Raw genomic sequence first — 14,747 nt, 5'->3', positions numbered from 1 at the left:
TTTCGAGCGAAGTGGCCTTCCGGCTCGCGTGAAGAAAACGCGTCAAAACAAGAGTTCCCTTTGACAGAATATGGTACCGGCGCCCGGCTGTCGCCAACATGAACAGCCTGGCCTGTTCATTGTCGCAGGAACGCCTCAAGCTTGGCGAACAGCGGGTTCTCGCGGTCGAACACATAATCCAGCGACACCACCGACACCGTGTCGGCGCCGTGGTCGCGCAGGAAGCTGCCGAGCGCGTAGAGCTTGCCGGGTGGGCAGTGCAGCGTGAGCATGCCGGAGGAGGTCGGCCCGCCGAACGGGGCGACCACGCCGAAGCGGTTATGCGCCTCGGAGAGCAGCGCGTCGTTGCAGCCGGCGAAGCGGGTGCGGACCTCGCGGTACTTGTTGGCGCGGGTGCGCGCGGCGATGTGGTCGAGGATGATGCGCGCGGTCTCGCGCGCGCCGTTCGACCAGTCGGCATCCTTCGAGGCCACCAGATTGGCCTGGCTGCGCAGGATCACGCCGTCGTCGAGCACCTTCAGCCCGTTGGCGGCGAGCGTCGCGCCGGTCGTGGTGATGTCGACGATCAGTTCGGCGGATCCCGCCACGGGCGCACCTTCGGTGGCGCCGGCGCTTTCGACGATGCGGTAGTCGCCGACGCCGTGCCTGGCGAAGAAGCCGCGCGTCAGGTTGATGTATTTGGTCGCCACGCGCATCCGATGATTGTGCTGCTCGCGGAAGCCCGAGGCGACGTCGTCGAGGTCGGCCATGGTGCGGACGTCGATCCAGGCCTGCGGCACCGCGACCACGACATTGGCGCTGCCGAAGCCGAGGCCGTCGATCAGGAGCACGCGGCGGTCGGCATCCGCGATGCTCTCGCGCACCAGGTCCTCGCCGGTGACGCCGAGATGCACCGTGCCGCGCGCCAGATTGGCCGCGATCTCGCTCGCCGAAAGGTAGGCGATCTCGACATTGTCGAGGCCGGCAATGGTGCCGCGATAATCGCGTGCGCCGCCAGGTTTCGACAGGCTCAGCCCGGCGCGCGCGAAGAAGTTCTCCGCGTTTTCCTGCAAGCGTCCCTTGGAGGGGACGGCGACGACAAAGGGCGTGCTCATGCGGCGCCTCCACGGGCGGCGGCCTTGCCGTGCTTGGTCATCGCCTCGATCCAGACCGAGAAGCCGACGGCGGGGATCGGGGTGGCCGAGCCGAGCTGCGTCATCAGCCCGTCATAGCGGCCGCCGGCGATCAGCGGCTCGGCGCCGTTGCCCTTGGCATGCAGCTCAAACTCGAAGCCGGTGTAATAGTCGAGGCCGCGACCGAACGAGGTCGAGAACCGCGTGTTGTGGGTGTCGATGCCGCGCGCGGCCATGAAGCCGACGCGGCTCTCGAACTGATCGATTGCCGCGGCGAGATCGAGCCCGGCGTCGTTGGCCAGCGCGCGGAGCTGCGCGATGGCATCGTCGGGATCGCCCGCGATCGACAGGAAGCGCTTGATGACATCGACCGCATCGCGCGGCAGCGCGCCGCCCTTCAGCGTCGACTGCTCGAGGAAGCGGTCGGCGATCTCGGCCACCGTGCGGCCGCCGACATTGGTGGTGCCGGCGATCGACATCAGATCGGTGACCAGCGCCAGCGCCGCCTTGCGGTCGGAGCCGGCGAGCGCGGCGAGCACGCCTTCATATTCGTTGCGGCCGGGCGTGGTCTTGAGCGTCAGCCGCTCGATGTCGTCGATCAGCGAGACCTTGCGGTTGAAGTCCTTGATCAGCCGCCGCCGCCACACCGGGTAAAGGTCGAGCGCCTCGAGCAGCGCGTTGAACAGCGCGACGTCGCCGGTGCGGATTTCGACATCGGTGAGCCCGAACGCCGTGGTCGCCTCCAGCGCCAGCGCCAGCATCTCGGCGTCGGCCGCGGCGCGGTCCTGCCGGCCGAACGATTCGATGCCGGCCTGCAGGAACTCGCCGGGCCGGCCCCAGCGATAGCGGAACACGGCGCCGAGATAGCTGAAGCCCGCCGGCTGGCCGGCGCGCGGCGAGGCGAGGTAGTCGCGCGCCACCGGGATGGTGAGGTCGGGGCGCAGACACAGCTCTTCGCCGGTTGCGTCAGTGGTCAGATAAAGGCTCTTGCGGATGTCCTCGCCGGACAGGTCGAGGAACGGCTCGGCAGGTTGCAGGATCGCGGGCTCGGCCCTGAGATAGCCGGCTTGCGCAAACGAGGCCAGCAGCGCATCCGCCCAGGAGGCGGACTCCGCGGCGGATCCGGAAGCGGATCGTGTTGCAGCAGCTTCGGTCATCTCAATATCCAAAACGGCCAGAATCTGGGTTCCAGCTCGCAGTTCCGGGTTGCTTTGGTGCCGCCCTTACCATGGCCCAGTTACGGTTTCGACTGTGATCGGCCAAGTGGCTTAATGATCAAGCGGCTTAATGATTGGGTGCGTTAACGATTTTACGACAGCTTGGCTAGGGGCGGTTATGCCCCGGCGGTCTCGACCTCCCCTTGGAAAGGGAAGGTCGCTTTGCCCGTCAGGGCAAAGCGGTTGGGGATCATGTCTCTCCACACGCAGCGTCGCCTGCGGCCGACCTCCATCCCGACCTTCCCCCTTTTAGGGGGAAGGGGAAGACCGCCAATCCCCCAGCGCTGCCTGCACCAGCGTGAGCGCCGCCACGGCCGCGGTGTCCGCACGCAGGATGCGCGGTCCGAGCGCCAGGCGGAGGATGCTGGGCTGGCGCAGCAGCAGGGCACGCTCCTCCTCGGCAAATCCGCCCTCCGGCCCGATCAGGACGTCGATCCCGGCATTTGCGGCCGTGGCCGCCTGCAGCGCCCGCACGGGATCGGCCACCTCTGCGGCCTCGTCGCAGAACACCAGCAGGCGGACCGGGTCGCGTCCCGCGAGGAAGCGATCCAGCGCAACGGGATCGGCCACCTCGGCGAGCGAGATGATCCCGCATTGCTCGGCGGCCTCGACCACGTTGGCGCGCATCCGCTCGCCATTGACCCGCGAGACCTGGGTGAAGCGCGTCAGCACCGGTTGCAGCCGCGCGGCGCCCATCTCGACCGCCTTCTGCACCATGTAGTCGAGCCGCGCATGCTTCAGCGGCGCGAATACGCAGGCGATGTCGGGCAGGCGGTCCTGCGCGCGGGTCTGGGTGTCGATCGTCAAGGTATCGGCGCGCTTGCGGCCGGAGATCGCGGCGCGCCATTCGCCATCGCGGCCGTTGAACACTAGCACCGTGTCGCCGGCGGCCAGCCGCAGCACGTTGCCGAGATAGTTGCTCTGGTTGCGATCCAGTTCGACCGTCTGGCCGGCACGCAATGGCGCGTCGACGAACAGCCGTGGGCTGCGAAAATCGAGTTCAGGCATATTTGATGGTCCGCTCCGGCTGCGCTTGTAGCCTAAAGGCTTAGAATCCGGGAACAATTTAATGCAGCGGGCGCGGCCCTACGCCGCGCTGTCGCCCAAATCCACGGGTTGTTAAGGCAACTCAGGAATCGTAAAACGCCCCCGAATTTCGTTGCTTCATTTTGATGCGCTGGGGTTGCCTGGACCTTGCCGGAGAAACACCCTCGATGATCCGCCGCCTGATCGTGCTGACCGTTGCCGCGACCGCCCTGTCCGCAGGCCAGGCCGTGGCCCAAGGCGCCTTTCCGCCTCCCTTGCCCAACCAGGCTGGCACCGCCTCGGACCCGGCGTTTCCGCCGGTCAATGGCGGGCGTGCCGGCACTGCTTCCGATCCCGCGTTTCCGCCGGTCAACGGCGTGCCGGCCGCCAGGGTGGGCGCGGCACCGTCGGCATTTCCGAGCAACGGCGCGGCGCCGATCGCCGGCGGCGGGCTCTCGTCGCCGCCTCCGCCGAGCGCCGCCGCGGGCGGTCCGAGCGACGCCTGCATGAAGAATTTCGTTCCGCTGCGCGAGGAAGCTGAAAAGCGCGGCAAGATGATCAAGGCGGCGAGCGACCGGCACGCCGGGCCCGACGAGGCCTGCAAGCTGATCCGCAATTACAGCCAGGCCGAGGTCAAGATGATCAAATATGTCGAGGCCAACGCCGCCAAGTGCGGAATCCCGCCGCAGATCGCCGATCAGCTCAAGTCCGGCCACAAGAACACCGAAGGCCTGCTGACCAAGGTCTGCAACGCCGCGCAGCAGGCGCAGGCGCGCGGACCCGCGGGCCCGACCTTGAGCGACGTGCTGGGCTCCTCGGCCTCGGTGCCGGAGGCGACGCCGACCAAGCGGGGCGGCAGCACCTTCGACACGCTGAACGGCAATGTTCTCACCCGATGACCGATCGCCGAAGGGCGAATTGACATGAGCGACATCTCCACCCGCGTTGCCGACTCCACAGGCAACTGGGTGGACACGCACGCGCCGGCATGGTCGCGGCCGTATCTGCGGCTTGCCCGATACGACCGGCCGATCGGGTCGTGGCTGCTGTTGATGCCGTGCTGGTGGTCGGCGGCGCTCGCCGCCGGCATCGCGCACGACGTCAGGTCGTTGCCGCTCGTGGTCGTCCTGTTTTTCATCGGTGCCTTTGTGATGCGCGGTGCCGGCTGCACCTGGAACGACATCACCGATCGCGATCTCGATGCGAAGGTCGAGCGCACGCGGTCGCGGCCGATTCCGGCCGGCCAGGTGACGGTGACGCAGGCCGCGGTCTTCATGGTCCTGCAGGCGCTGGTCGGGCTCGCAGTGCTGCTGCAATTCAACCGCTTCGCGGTGTTGACCGGTATCGCCTCACTCGTGATCGTTGCGATCTATCCGTTCATGAAGCGCATCACCTGGTGGCCGCAGGTCGTGCTGGGTCTCGCCTTCTCCTACGGCGCGCTGATGGGATTCGCGGTGACGTTTGCGCGGATCGATCCGCCCGCGCTCGCGCTCTATGCCGGATCGATCGCCTGGGTGATCGCCTACGACACCATCTACGCTCATCAGGATGCCGAGGATGATGCGCTGATCGGCGTCAAATCCACCGCGCGGCTGTTCGGCGCGCGCACCCATCGCGCGCTCGTGCTGTTTTACGGCCTTGCCGTGATCTTGATCGGCGCCGCGCTCTGGCTCGCCGGCGTGCACTGGCCGGCGTGGGCCGGGCTCGCAGCCTTTGCGCTTCACCTAGCCTGGCAGATCAGCCGGCTCGACACCGGCAATCCCGCGCTTTGCCTGCGCATCTTCAAGTCCAACCGCGACGCCGGGCTGCTGCTGTTCGCAGGCCTGGTCGTCGACGCAGTGCTGCGCGCGGCGTGAAGCCTCGGGCTTCACACTCAACAACGTTCTCTCTCACGAGGTGAGCACGCAGCTACACACTCGCTGTCGTCCCTGCGAAAGCAGGGACCCATAACCACAAACGCTGTTTGTTGCACGATGCTGGAACGACGAGTCCCGCCGGCAACGCAAGCCGCGGCGTATGGGTCCCTGCTTTCGCAGGGACGACAGATGATTATGCAGCGAACGCGGCGCGATGAAACGATGAAGCTAATCCCCCGCGATGATCTCGCGCTCGCCGCGATGTACGTTGGCTTCGTTCAGTCGAAAGCCCGCGCGGCGGCGGACCAGGAATTTCGGCCGGCGGCTGCGGATCGCATTGCGGCGACGGCGGCGCGGAGCCGGATCGCGTGGCGCCTGCTCGGTCAGTTGCGGAAGACCGAAGATCTCGCTCCACATCTGCCAGGCGGAGACGATCTCGTCGGCGTCCGAACTGGTGCCGAGTGGAATCGCGAGCGACGGATCGCGATGAACCAGCACCAGCATCTGCGCGTCGTCGATGCCGCGCACCGCGACACCAAGAAAATCACTGACGCGAACGTTGACGGCCATCCGCATGCCTTTGACGGCACGGCGCAGCACGACGTGTTCGCGATGAAGCTCGACCTGCCGCGTGCCGCCATCCGCACGCACGTCGTGCGCGTGGAAGCTGAGCGGAAGGGAAAGAGGGTCGAGCCGCAGTGCACGGCTCGACCCGGCGGAGTTGATTCCGCCTGTTGGTGTTTGACGCCTCACGGCTTTATCTCCCCGCCGGGATTATGTTCCCGGTCGATGCGTGAGACCTTAGCCGAGCGATTTCCGTTTCAGCTTAAAAAGCCTGGTTAACCCGATGTCACCAGCGCTGCTTCTCCCACCATGATTGACAAGAGGTTGGCCCGCATGATTGACGAAGCCTTGCCGCGATCTTGAGAATCTTTGCCGTTGCCGGGGTAAAGCGCTTGAAATCCCTGTGAATCCGGCACATCTGGTGGGTTCGTCGACCTCGTTCCGACCCCGTCCAATCCGCAGGAATTTGTTCGTGAACCCTTCACCATCTGCATCGTCGCGACACGGTGATACCTCCGATCTGTTTGACCAGTCGGGCTTGAGCGAGCTCGCGCAGCGTCTGGTCGACGCTGCCAGGCGTGCCGGCGCCGATGCCGCCGACGCGGTCGCAGTGCGCGGCGTCTCGCAGGGCGTCGAGGTGCGCGACGGCCGGGTCGAGGAAACCGAGCGCTCCGAAGGCGACGATGTCGGATTGCGCGTGTTCGTCGGCCAGCGCCAGGCGGTGGTGTCGACCAATGACGTCACCGGCGACGGCATCGCGAAGCTCGCCGAACGCGCGGTGGCGATGGCACGCGTGGCGCCCGACGACAAATATGTCGGGCTGGCCGATCCGGCGCTGCTTGCGCATGATTTTCCCGATCTCGATCTGCTCGACCGCAAGGTTCCTTCCACCGCCGAGCTGGAGCGCCGCGCGATGGAGGCGGAGGCTGCGGCGCTCGCGGTCAAGGGCGTCACCAAATCGGGCGGGGCATCGGCCTCGACCGGAATCGGCGGCATGGTGCTGGTGACCTCGACCGGCTTCCACGGCTCCTACTTGCGTTCCAGCCAGAGCATCTCGACGACGGCGATTTCCGGTGAAGGCACCGGCATGGAGCGCGACTATGATTTCACCAGCGCGCTGCATGCATCCGATCTCGATTCGCCCGCTGCGGTCGGCCGCAAGGCCGGCGAGCGCGCGGTGGCGCGCTCCAATCCGCGCAAGGTCGAAACCTGCAAAGTGCCGGTGGTCTATGACCCGCGCGTTGCGGGCTCGATGATCGGCCACCTCGTCGGCGCCATCAACGGCGCCTCGATCGCGCGCAAGACGAGCTTCCTGAAGGACCGGCTCGGCGAGCAGCTATTCTCGAAAAATATTCGCGTCATCGACGATCCGTTGCGGGTGCGCGGCCTGCGCTCGCAGACTTTCGACGCCGAGGGCGTCAAGGTGAAGAAGCTGGCGCTGATCGATGACGGCGTATTGACCACATGGATCCTGGACTCCGCGACCGCGCGCGAACTCGGCCTCGCCACGACCGGCCATGCCCATCGCGGCGTGTCGTCCTCGCCCTCGCCGGGATCGTACAATCTGCATCTCGAGCCCGGCACGGTGACGCCGAAGGAGCTGATCTCGGATATCCGCCAGGGCTTCTATGTGACGGATCTGATCGGATCCGGTGTCAACGGCGTGACGGGCGACTACAGCCGCGGCGCGTCCGGCTTCTGGATCGAAAACGGCGAGATCACCTATCCGGTCAGCGAGGTGACCATCGCAGGCCATCTGCTGCCGATGTTCAAGTCGCTGGTTGCGGCCAACGATCTGGAATTTCGCTACGGCGTCAATTCGCCGACGCTGCGCATCGAGGGCCTGACGCTTGGCGGACGCTGATACGGACGACTGGACCAAGGCCCGCGACGCGGCATTGCTGACCAGGACGGTGCATGAGGCGGGACGGCTCGCGCTGTCGCTGTTCCGGACCGAGCTGAAGAACTGGATCAAGGGCGTCTCCTCGCCGGTCTCCGAAGCCGATATTGCGGTGAACGAGCTGCTGGAGGAACGGCTGCGCGCGGCAACACCGGATTACGGCTGGTTGTCTGAGGAAAGCGCTGACGACAAGACGAGGCTCGGCAAGCGTCTGACCTGGATCGTCGACCCGATCGACGGCACCCGCGCCTATCTCGCCGGTCGTGAGGACTGGTGCGTCAGCGTGGCGCTGGTTGAAGGTGCGTCGCCGGTGCTCGCTGCGGTCTATGCACCGGCCACCGATGAATCCTTTTTTGCCGCGCGCGGGCAGGGCGCCACATTGAACGACAGCGCCGTGCACGCCACCCCCGGCATCGATTTCGACTTTCGGCGCATGGCGGGGCCGAAGCCTCTGGTGCAGCGACTCAGTCCTACGCCGGACGAGATCACGCTGTATCCGCGGATCGGTTCGCTGGCGCTCAGGCTGTGCCGTGTAGCACAAGGTCGACTTGACGCGGCCTTCGCAGGTGGGCAAAGCCGCGACTGGGATCTTGCCGCGGCGAATTTGATCGTGCAGGAAGCGGATGGTAAGATGACTGCGCTCTCGGGGGATGCGATTGAGTACAATCGCCCGGAGGTATCGCATGGGGTGCTGGTAGCAGCCGGACGTGATCGTCATGCACGCATTGTCGAGCATTTTCGCAACCGTCCATTGCCCTGAAGCCCCATCGGTCAGCACCGCGCATTCGATGAGCACGACCAGTCCTGTGACGACCAGAACCGTGACGACCACGATCCAACTTGCTTGCCGGGCATCCCGTTAGGAAAAGGCCATCATGTCAGACAATGCCCAGCCGCAACTGCTCCACCTCGTCATCGGTGGCGAGTTGACCGATCTCGAACACAACACCTTCAAGAACCTGGACGAAGTCGACATCGTCGGGGTGTACCCGAACTATGCGACCGCCTACGCCGCCTGGAAGGCGAAGGCGCAGCAGACGGTGGACAACGCCCACATGCGCTATTTCGTTGTTCACCTCCACCGGTTGCTCGACCCTGAGCAGGACGCAAAGCACTCCCATTGAAACGCCTTTTTCGCGATTTGCTGCGCAGCGCCTTCGTGCAGCGCGCGCTGGGTGTGCTTGCGGCCGAGTATTTGCGGCTGGTCTGGCTTACCAACCGCTTCAGCTACGACCCGCCCGACGTCTATGAGCAGGTCGAGCCGATGATGCCGGGCATCTTCGTGTTCTGGCACGGCCAGCACCTGATGACGCCGTTCATCAAGATCAAGGAGAGCTATCGCACCAAGGTGCTGATCTCCCGGCACCCTGACGGCGAGTTCAACGCGCTTGCGGTCGAGCGGCTCGGGATCGGCACCATCCGCGGTTCCGGCGATCATTCCGGTGCCTTCAATCGCAAGGGCGGGGTCGGTGCCTTCAAGGAGATGGGGCGGGCGCTGGAAGAGGGCTGGAACGTCGCGACCACGGCGGATGTGCCGAAGCGGGCGCGGGTGGCCGGGCTCGGCCCCATCATGCTGGCTCGGGAAACCGGCCGGCCGATCCTCGCCTTCGCGATGGTGACCAGCCGCTTCATCCGGTTGAAAAACTGGGATTCCACCACCATCAATTTGCCATTTGGGCGGGGCGCAGTGGTAGGTATTGAGCCGGTCTACGTGCCGCCCGATGCCGATCCCGCGACCATGGAAAAGCTTCGGCAGCACGTGGAGTTTCTTCTGAACGAAGCGACCCGACGCGCCTATGCCGCGGTCGGGCGGCCGGAGGCAGCGCTTGGCTAGCTCGCTCCCGATGACGTTGCGTGTGTATCGCAAGCTGTCGTCTGCGATGGTGCCGCTCGCGCCTGCTCTGATCAAACGACGTCTGAGCCTCGGCAAGGAAGATCCCGCACGGGTCGGCGAGCGGCGCGGCATGAGCGACGACGTCCGGCCGCACGGCCCGCTGGTCTGGATTCACGGCGCAAGCGTCGGCGAGGTGCTGGCGGCGGCGGCGCTGATCGAACGACTGCGCGCCTTCAACCTGCGCATCCTCCTCACCTCGGGCACGGTGACGTCGGCGGCGATCGTGACAAAACGTTTCCCGCCCGATGTGATCCACCAATACGTGCCGTATGATTCGCCGCGTTATGTCGGGCGTTTCCTCGATCACTGGCGACCGTCGCTGGCGCTGTTCATCGAATCGGACTTGTGGCCGAACCTGATCCTGTCGAGCGCCGCCCGGCGGCTGCCGATGGTGCTGATCAACGGGCGGATGTCGCAGCGCTCGTTCCCGCGCTGGCGCCGGCTCTCCAACACCATCTCCGCTTTGCTCGGCCGGTTCGACATCTGCCTCGCCCAGTCGGATACCGATGCGGAACGCTTCGCCGCGCTCGGCAGTCGCCGCGTCGTCACGACAGGCAATCTCAAGCTGGATGTTCCGGCGCCGCCGGCCGATCCTGCCAAGCTGGAACGGCTGATGTCGGTGACCCGCGGCCGCCCGATCGTGGTGGCGGCCTCCACCCATCCGGGCGAGGAAGAGATCCTGATCGAGGCGCACAAGGCGCTGTCGGGATTCTTCCCCGGGTTGCTCACGGTGATCGTGCCGCGCCACGCCCATCGCGGCGAGGCGGTCGGGCAGCTCGTCACCGCCGCGGGCCTGCGGCCTGGCCTGCGCTCGCATGAGGACCTGCCGGTCGCGACCACAGACATCTATGTCGCTGATACGATGGGCGAGCTCGGCCTGTTCTATCGGCTGGCACCGATCGTGTTCATGGGCGGCTCACTGGTCCCCCATGGCGGCCAGAACCCGATCGAGGCGATCAAGCTCGGTGCAGTGATCGTGCATGGTCCACATGTGTTCAACTTCACCGACGTCTATGAGGCGCTCGATCGGTCCGGTGGCGCAAGGCGCACCGATGATCGGGAAGCGCTGGTCAAGCAGCTCGGCCAGTTCCTGGCCGACCCCGCGGCGCGCGACGCTTCGCTCGGGGCGTCCGAGCGCGTCGTCGAGCAGCTTGGCGGCGCGCTGGAACGCACGCTGACGGCGCTGGAGCCCTATCTGCTGCAGTTGCGGCTCGAGATGGGAGCCGCCAATGCGTGAGCCGGCCTTCTGGTACCGGCCTTCGTCTTGGATATCGCATCTGTTGAGACCACTCGCCGCGTTTTACGGCGCGGTGGCCGCCCGGCGCATGCAGCGCGGCGGCGTCGATGCCGGCATTCCGGTCTTTTGTATCGGTAACTATCATGTCGGCGGCGCCGGCAAGACGCCGACCGTGCTCGCGCTCGCGAAGTTACTGCGCGAGCTCGACGAGCGGCCGGTGGTGCTCAGCCGCGGCTATGGCGGCAGGCTGCGTGGTCCGGTCAAGGTCGATCCCGACCGTCACACCGCGGCCGATGTCGGCGACGAGCCGCTGATGATGGCGGCGACCTTGCCGGTCGTGGTTTCGCGCGAACGCGCCGAAGGCCTCGCGCTGGCGCGGGCGCAGGACGCCACCGTGATCCTGATGGACGACGGCTTCCAGAATCCATCCGTGGTCAAGGATGCCTCATTCATCGTCATCGACGGCAATCGCGGGCTCGGCAATGGTTGCGTGTTCCCGGCCGGTCCCTTGCGCGCGCCGCTGCCGCCGCAACTGGCGCGCACCGACGCACTGATCGTGGTCGGCGAGGGGAGTGCTGCGAAAAAGGTCGCGGCCGAGATTTCGTCGCGTGGCAAGCCTGTGCTGCGGGCGGAGCTGAAACCCGATGAAGCCTCGCTCGCAGCGCTGCGCGGCAAACGCGCGCTCGCCTTTGCCGGCATCGGCGATCCCGCGCGCTTCTTCAACACGCTGCGCTCAAGCGGTGTCGACGTGGTGCGGAGCCGCGCCTTCGCGGATCATCACGCCTTTACCAAGGGCGAGATCGACGGGCTTGTTGCAGACGCTCGCCGGGACGGCCTGATGCTGGTGACGACGGAAAAGGATCTTGCGCGCTTGCGCACCGCGGGCGGAATGCCGGCCTGGGCGCAGGCGATCGTGCCGTTCGCGGTGACCCTGCAGTTCGGGGATGTGTCAGCGCTGCGGCGCTTGGTGACCGATCAGCTTTTCAAGGCGAGGCAGAGGAAATTGAGCTCGTGAGCCTAGCCCTGCGGTTTCAGTGCGTCGGGGAAATGCCGCTGCAGCACGGCGCCCGGAGTGGCGTAGGCTTCCTGCAAGTCAACGCTCCAGTACTTCAGCTCGTCGAGCGGGATTCGCGCATCGGATATCGCGCAGCGCACGAAGGTGCCGGGCGAGATCACGCGGAAATCGCCGTCCAGGTATTGCACCTGCGCTTCGCCGTGCCCCGAGGGACCGAACTTGTTCAGCACGATTGAGCTCTCCGCCTTGCCTCACATGAGGCTTACTGGATGTTCATGAAACCGTCTATCATAGATAGGGCGGCGTGTCCGTCCGTTAAACCACCGACTTGTGATGATTTGGCGGCAGACGCGCATGGTAGCCTTGCGCGTATGGTTCGCTGTGTTTTCAGCACTATAACGGGCCGGCCGGATCGGATGCACTTCAAGTCGGTTTTCATGTTCCTGGCGATGATTGCCGCGCCGGTCGCGGCCGCCACGCCACTCCCAGCCCCTCATCAGGTCGAGATCCCCGAAGGCAGCGGCACGCTGCACGCGCAGCTCTATCGGCCCGCGGGGGACGGACCGTTTCCGACCGTGATCGCGCTACATGGCTGCGCCGGCCTGACCAGCCGCACCGAACCGGTGCTGCCGCGCTATCGCGACTGGGCCGAGCAACTGCTGACGACCGGCCACGCGGTGCTGATGCCCGACAGCTACGGCTCGCACCAGCTCGGCCCGCAGTGCCGCGTCAAGGAACATCAGGTGCAGATCCGGCGCCAGCGGGTCGCCGACATCAACGCGGCGCGGCAGTGGCTGGTGCAGCAGAAATGGGTGGCCCGCAACCGCATCAGCCTGGTGGGCTGGGGCAACGGTGCCGGCGCCTTGCTGTGGGCGGTGCGGCCGCAAATGTGGTCGCGCACCGTCGATCCGGATTTCCGTTCGGCGGTCGCCTTTTATCCGGATTGCCGCACCTCGTCCGGCCTCGGCTGGAGCGCACGGGTGCCGACGCTGGTCCTGATCGGCGGGCGCGACGATGTCTCGTCGGCGTCGGCCTGCCATCAGATGGTTGACGGCGCGCGCGGCCGCAGCGCGCTTGCCAGGATCGTGGTCTATCCCGAGGCCTATCACGGTTTCGATCGCGCCAACGTGCCGCTGCGCGCGATCGGCGTCTCATCCGATGCCGCGACCATCGAGCATGGTCACGTCGGAACCGACGCGAGTGCGCGCGAGGACGCGCAAAAGCGCGTCGCCGAATGGCTATCGCGCTAGACGTGAGCGTTTCCAGCGAGGTGGGCACCGGTTCGCGTGAAGAAAACGCGTCTAGAAGAGGCTGCCCTGATCGACCGGCTTTGCGGTGCGCTTGGGCGCCGCAGGCTTGGTCTCGCGGGGCGCTTTCGGCTCGCTGGCGGGCACCGCCGTCGCCGGAGCCCGATCCGCATCGGCAGTGGCGGCGACGCGGCCGTCGGCAAACTCGATCGAGAGATTGGCGCCTGGGCCCACGGCGGCGGCTGAGTGAACCGCATGGCCGCGTTCGTCGCGCACCAGCGCAAAGCCGCGCGCCAGCACGCCGCGATAGGACAGCGCCGACAGCAACTGCCCGCTATGGACAACCCGCGCCTCGAGCCGCTGCATCGCTGTTGTCAGCGCACGCCGGGCGCGCTCGGCGAGGCGGTGGGTGCGCTCGAGGTCACGCGCGATCGCGTTGCGCTGGGCCTTTGCATTGGCGAGCTTCGAGGCCTTCAGCCGGATCTCGAGCCCGCCAAACCGCTCGCGCCGACTGCGCAACAGCGAGCGCGCCGACAGGTCGATGCGTTCGCCGCAGACGGTCAGCCGCTGCCGTGCGTGTGTGACCTGGCCGCGCAGCACGCCGATGGTCAACCGCGCGCTGCTGGTGGCGAAGCGGCGGAAATGTGCATGGGTGTTGGCCTTCAGCCCGCGCGGCAAGGCTGCGCCGAGGTGATCGAGCCGTTGCCTCGGGATCGCGAGCAATTCGCTCGCCGCAGGTAGCGCACGCGCCGCGGCACGCAGCTCGTTGCGGCGGGCCTCCTGGCCGCGCTGCCAGCACACCATGACGCGGCGGGCGAGCGCGGTGACCTCGACGAACAGCTCACTCCGCACCGGCACCGCCATCTCGGCGGCCGCCGTCGGCGTCGGCGCGCGCTTGTCGGCGACGAAGTCGATCAGCGTGATATCGGTCTCGTGGCCGACCGCTGAGATCAGCGGGATATGGCTCTCGGCCGCGGCGCGGACCACGATCTCCTCGTTGAACGACCAGAGGTCCTCCAGCGATCCGCCGCCACGCGCGACGATCAGCAGGTCGGGTCGCGGCACCCGGCCGCCCTCGGGCAGCGCGTTGAAGCCGCGGATCGCGGCGGCAACCTGCTCGGCGGAGCCGTCGCCCTGCACCTTGACCGGCCAGACCAGCACGCTGCGGGGAAAGCGATCCTCCAGCCGGTGCAAGATGTCGCGGATCACGGCGCCGGTCGGCGAGGTGACGACGCCGATCACCTCCGGCAGCCAGGGCAGGAGCTGCTTGCGCGCCTCGTCGAACAGACCTTCGGCCGCGAGCTTCTTCTTGCGTTCCTCCATCAGCGCCATCAGCGCGCCGACGCCGGCCGGCTCCAGCGATTCGATGACGATCTGGTATTTCGAGGAGTTCGGATAGGTCGTCAGCTTGCCGGTCGCGATGACCTCGAGCCCTTCCTGCGGCTTGAAGCGCATCCGGGCATGGGCGAACTTCCAGATCACCGCCTCGATCTTCGCGGTCTCGTCCTTCAGCGCGAAATAGCAGTGGCCGGAGGAATGCGGGCCGCGGAAACCGGAGATCTCGCCGCGGACGCGGACATGGCCGAATCGGTCCTCCACCGTCCGTTTCAGCGCGGAGGAGAGTTCCGAAACGGTGAATTCAGGCGCGTTGAGGAGATTCGGAGCAGCGGTCATTTAGC

Annotated in this window: 15 protein-coding genes; 9 read left to right on the top strand and 6 right to left on the bottom strand. The window is 66.4% G+C overall.

Translation table 11 applies throughout. The features are described 5' to 3' along the window. Window positions 1–116: 116 nt before the first annotated feature. From hisG to P6U25_RS30545, 3 genes are all read right to left on the bottom strand, one after another. On the bottom strand, window positions 117–1,094 hold the full coding sequence (gene hisG / locus P6U25_RS30555; protein ID WP_407148458.1) for an ATP phosphoribosyltransferase: 978 nt from the start codon (window positions 1,092–1,094) through the stop codon (window positions 117–119). Continuing rightward, window positions 1,091–2,269, bottom strand: a complete 1,179-nt coding sequence (locus P6U25_RS30550; protein ID WP_407148457.1) for an ATP phosphoribosyltransferase regulatory subunit — start codon at window positions 2,267–2,269, stop codon at window positions 1,091–1,093. Before P6U25_RS30550 ends, hisG begins: the two co-directional genes overlap by 4 nt. Before the next feature lie 309 nt (window positions 2,270–2,578). After that, a complete protein-coding gene (locus P6U25_RS30545; RefSeq protein WP_407148456.1) occupies window positions 2,579–3,337 on the bottom strand; it encodes a 16S rRNA (uracil(1498)-N(3))-methyltransferase in 759 nt (252 codons plus the stop codon). Between the two features lie 206 nt (window positions 3,338–3,543). On the opposite strand from P6U25_RS30545, the gene P6U25_RS30540 reads away from it, so the two are divergent. Next, window positions 3,544–4,254: a hypothetical protein gene (locus P6U25_RS30540; RefSeq protein ID WP_407148455.1), complete on the top strand. Its 711-nt coding sequence runs from the start codon at window positions 3,544–3,546 to the stop codon at window positions 4,252–4,254. A gap of 24 nt (window positions 4,255–4,278) precedes the next feature. Next, a complete protein-coding gene (gene ubiA / locus P6U25_RS30535) occupies window positions 4,279–5,211 on the top strand; it encodes a 4-hydroxybenzoate octaprenyltransferase (RefSeq protein ID WP_407148454.1) in 933 nt (310 codons plus the stop codon). Between the two features lie 228 nt (window positions 5,212–5,439). Here ubiA and P6U25_RS30530 read toward each other — a convergent pair whose 3' ends face one another. After that, window positions 5,440–5,964, bottom strand: a complete 525-nt coding sequence (locus P6U25_RS30530) for a DUF6101 family protein (RefSeq protein ID WP_407148453.1) — start codon at window positions 5,962–5,964, stop codon at window positions 5,440–5,442. Between the two features lie 283 nt (window positions 5,965–6,247). Between P6U25_RS30530 and P6U25_RS30525 the strand changes: the two genes are divergently transcribed. From P6U25_RS30525 to lpxK, 6 genes are all read left to right on the top strand, one after another. Beyond that, on the top strand, window positions 6,248–7,639 hold the full coding sequence (locus P6U25_RS30525) for a TldD/PmbA family protein (RefSeq protein ID WP_407148452.1): 1,392 nt from the start codon (window positions 6,248–6,250) through the stop codon (window positions 7,637–7,639). Further along, window positions 7,626–8,435, top strand: a complete 810-nt coding sequence (locus P6U25_RS30520) for a 3'(2'),5'-bisphosphate nucleotidase CysQ (RefSeq protein ID WP_407148451.1) — start codon at window positions 7,626–7,628, stop codon at window positions 8,433–8,435. Before P6U25_RS30525 ends, P6U25_RS30520 begins: the two co-directional genes overlap by 14 nt. A gap of 115 nt (window positions 8,436–8,550) precedes the next feature. Beyond that, window positions 8,551–8,799: a DUF4170 domain-containing protein gene (locus tag P6U25_RS30515; protein ID WP_407148450.1), complete on the top strand. Its 249-nt coding sequence runs from the start codon at window positions 8,551–8,553 to the stop codon at window positions 8,797–8,799. Further along, a complete protein-coding gene (locus tag P6U25_RS30510; RefSeq protein ID WP_407148449.1) occupies window positions 8,796–9,509 on the top strand; it encodes a lysophospholipid acyltransferase family protein in 714 nt (237 codons plus the stop codon). Before P6U25_RS30515 ends, P6U25_RS30510 begins: the two co-directional genes overlap by 4 nt. Next, on the top strand, window positions 9,472–10,806 hold the full coding sequence (locus tag P6U25_RS30505; protein WP_407148448.1) for a 3-deoxy-D-manno-octulosonic acid transferase: 1,335 nt from the start codon (window positions 9,472–9,474) through the stop codon (window positions 10,804–10,806). Before P6U25_RS30510 ends, P6U25_RS30505 begins: the two co-directional genes overlap by 38 nt. Then, complete coding sequence (lpxK, locus tag P6U25_RS30500; RefSeq protein ID WP_407148447.1) at window positions 10,799–11,821, top strand: tetraacyldisaccharide 4'-kinase; 1,023 nt, start codon at window positions 10,799–10,801, stop codon at window positions 11,819–11,821. Before P6U25_RS30505 ends, lpxK begins: the two co-directional genes overlap by 8 nt. A 2-nt stretch (window positions 11,822–11,823) precedes the next feature. Here lpxK and P6U25_RS30495 read toward each other — a convergent pair whose 3' ends face one another. Next, on the bottom strand, window positions 11,824–12,051 hold the full coding sequence (locus P6U25_RS30495) for a DUF2093 domain-containing protein (RefSeq protein WP_407148446.1): 228 nt from the start codon (window positions 12,049–12,051) through the stop codon (window positions 11,824–11,826). A gap of 186 nt (window positions 12,052–12,237) precedes the next feature. Here P6U25_RS30495 and P6U25_RS30490 point away from each other — a divergent pair, with 186 nt between their 5' ends. Then, entirely contained in the window at window positions 12,238–13,071 is an 834-nt protein-coding gene (locus tag P6U25_RS30490) for a dienelactone hydrolase family protein (protein WP_407148445.1), read from the top strand. A gap of 51 nt (window positions 13,072–13,122) precedes the next feature. Here the strand turns inward: P6U25_RS30490 and xseA are convergent, their stop codons facing one another. Continuing rightward, on the bottom strand, window positions 13,123–14,742 hold the full coding sequence (gene xseA, locus P6U25_RS30485) for an exodeoxyribonuclease VII large subunit (RefSeq protein WP_407148444.1): 1,620 nt from the start codon (window positions 14,740–14,742) through the stop codon (window positions 13,123–13,125). Window positions 14,743–14,747 lie beyond the last annotated feature (5 nt).

Source organism: Bradyrhizobium sp. ORS 86 (assembly GCF_045571475.1).
Classification (GTDB): Bacteria; Pseudomonadota; Alphaproteobacteria; order Rhizobiales; family Xanthobacteraceae; genus Bradyrhizobium.
The sequence above is the reverse complement of the archived record's forward strand: the minus strand, read 5'-3'. Positions and strand labels throughout refer to the sequence as shown.

Coding starts and splice junctions, on each gene's coding strand:
- hisG (WP_407148458.1), bottom strand. CDS start 1,094: ATGAGCACGCCCTTTGTCGTCGCCGTCCCCTCCAAGGGACGCTTGCAG.
- P6U25_RS30550 (WP_407148457.1), bottom strand. CDS start 2,269: ATGACCGAAGCTGCTGCAACACGATCCGCTTCCGGATCCGCCGCGGAG.
- P6U25_RS30545 (WP_407148456.1), bottom strand. CDS start 3,337: ATGCCTGAACTCGATTTTCGCAGCCCACGGCTGTTCGTCGACGCGCCA.
- P6U25_RS30540 (WP_407148455.1), top strand. CDS start 3,544: ATGATCCGCCGCCTGATCGTGCTGACCGTTGCCGCGACCGCCCTGTCC.
- ubiA (WP_407148454.1), top strand. CDS start 4,279: ATGAGCGACATCTCCACCCGCGTTGCCGACTCCACAGGCAACTGGGTG.
- P6U25_RS30515 (WP_407148450.1), top strand. CDS start 8,551: ATGTCAGACAATGCCCAGCCGCAACTGCTCCACCTCGTCATCGGTGGC.
- P6U25_RS30505 (WP_407148448.1), top strand. CDS start 9,472: ATGCCGCGGTCGGGCGGCCGGAGGCAGCGCTTGGCTAGCTCGCTCCCG.
- lpxK (WP_407148447.1), top strand. CDS start 10,799: ATGCGTGAGCCGGCCTTCTGGTACCGGCCTTCGTCTTGGATATCGCAT.
- P6U25_RS30490 (WP_407148445.1), top strand. CDS start 12,238: ATGCACTTCAAGTCGGTTTTCATGTTCCTGGCGATGATTGCCGCGCCG.
- xseA (WP_407148444.1), bottom strand. CDS start 14,742: ATGACCGCTGCTCCGAATCTCCTCAACGCGCCTGAATTCACCGTTTCG.